Raw genomic sequence first — 2,203 nt, forward strand, 5'->3', positions numbered from 1 at the left:
CTCTGGAGCCGTTAAAGTGCCGGGTTCGCAGCCACAAACTGCGCCACAGCATTAATCGCCAAGGGGGAATGCGATAGTATTGTGGCTGGTGCTGCGTCCGCCCAGTTCTTCGGCAAAACAACATTACTTGCAGCCGAGAATGAGTTGCCAGTTCACGATGACTCCAAAATCCGCAACTGAACCTCGCCAGGAGCCAAGTCCGCGGAAGGCGACCGGCTCTGGGTAGTCTAGGTTCTCGATCGGCGCACAGCTAGCTCCATCGGTGACAGCTTTCCGAGAACCTGCCTCCGCGTGCCACGCTTGGCTCTGCCCAGGTGGTTGTCCGCTACACTTGCCGGAGGGCGGGAGCGGGGCTACGGAACCTCCGGGACTGAGTAAGGCCGCCTCGCGGGAAAAGGGAACTGGACTGAGCCCAATGTCCATCGGCTGCTTCCGACGATGACTGCGTCGTGCTGCGCCGCAACGTAAGATTGGAGCACGGACATGTTGGATCGTGGTGACCGGCAGTGCTTGCTCAAACCCACGCCTTGTCCGCTTTTGGTGGTGCCAACACGCTAAGCCAATGCCCAACTCATATCCGGAGCGACGATTGGATCGCGTTCAACGTCGTGCCGGAAACACAATTCGCGGCGAGCTTTCCTCTTCCCGCAAGACGCCAACAACACAGCCGCCGCGTCCTCTCGCGAGCCGTCGTCGGCATCGAACAGGATGTCAAGCTCCACAAAGCTCCGTGGATTGGACGCGTGGCGCTCGCATAGGGGACAGGCGTCGCCCAGCCTCTGCTCGAAAGTTGTAACCGTTCATGGGGGGAGCCCGGCAAAAGGGCAGGTATGGATGTCCACCTCATTCGGGCTAGCGACTTTAGCCTTGGTCTCGCGCCGATTGCCTGACGGCGAACTAGTCGAATTGGCGGTTTAGTCGCCCCAACGGCGATGTCAGCGCGCGCACGCACCAGCTGGTCAAGGCACCAACAGAACTGCCACTGTCGCTTGCCGGGATTGTCTATAACCAATCTTGCCATCATTCACGTCCGGCTGTGACACGGAACGGGCCTTGCCGCGTTTTTGCTCGGGGCCGCAATGACGAATTGGCAGCTGCTATATGCGTCCGTTTTCAGTCAGCTCTTGCTGTCGCTGCCACGGTACACGCTCGCCATGCATTGCGAAACGATGCCCTCTAGGCTCATCTTTTCGGCGACGGAACCGGAGCCTTCGAATGTCAGGCTGAACTGGGCCGAAAAATGCGATCGTGGATCTCCGACAATCTCGTGCAGTTTAGCGTGGCAGTCTTCACATCGTTGCCGGCGCAAATCGTTGCCGTCGAGGCCGCGCAGGTCGCTTGATGGGGCGGACATGGAGATAAGCACCGGAGTGTATTCTTCGACCAGTTGTGTCCGTTTCGGGTGAAGGCGCGTGCGTGACCACCGGAAAAATAGATATGGGTCCGATAGCCGCCCAGGCGACGCCTTCTGGTGCCCACCTCTGTCGTGCTACACAGTGCGATGAACTGAAACGGCATCATGGGATACTCGATTTCCACTTTGGCCGATGCTCCAAAGTCGCGCCGGCCTTACGCCGCTGCAGAAAGTGGCTTTTAGGCCGGGAGTTGCTATATCGAGTGGCACCTCTTTGGTGTCGGCCCAATTGCCAAGCTCGCGACGAGGCGTGGACGCCAGTTGCAGGTCCTATTTCGTTCTAGGAGTGCCGATGCTCTCAGAAATCCTCTCTACAAAGGTCATCGCGTCGTCCGACAAACGCAGGCTGTGCAAGCAATATGACAGTGATGCCATGGCTCGCGCCGGCGGCGCACTTTTGCGCTCTTTCTCTCAGGTCAGCGCATAAATCTGGGCGTTGACCCCYTTTCGCATACGAGCGCCTGCGATGGTGATGACATCGCTGGACAGGCGGCTCCAATTGACAAAAAGTAGCCTACGGATAAGCCGGGAAGGCTGCCGTATTGAAGACTAAGCGGTTCGCGTCGAGGCTGGTGGTCGCACTTTCGCGCTCCCGTGGCTGTCTGCTTTTGATGATCGGCCATCGGACCTGCATYGGCGGGCAGGGGCCGATGAGAGAGCCAGGGAGAGGGCGGTCGATTGCTTCCTCGCTCGCTCGTAAAGCTCTGAATAGCCTTGCTGATTTTCACGATGATAAAGTGAAGGCGCTTTTCACTAAAGTCACAGCGGGCCGGCACCGTGCATCTTTTC

Annotated in this window: 1 protein-coding gene; it reads right to left on the reverse strand. The window is 58.5% G+C overall.

Going from position 1 to position 2,203, the window contains the following annotated elements:
* Window positions 1–1,117: 1,117 nt before the first annotated feature.
* Window positions 1,118–1,366, reverse strand: a complete 249-nt coding sequence (locus tag AC1DUU_RS30185; protein WP_476786993.1) for a hypothetical protein — start codon at window positions 1,364–1,366, stop codon at window positions 1,118–1,120.
* Between the last annotated feature and the right edge of the window lie 837 nt (window positions 1,367–2,203).

The sequence above is a fragment of the Aminobacter sp. P4_H6_2 genome (assembly GCF_056400805.1).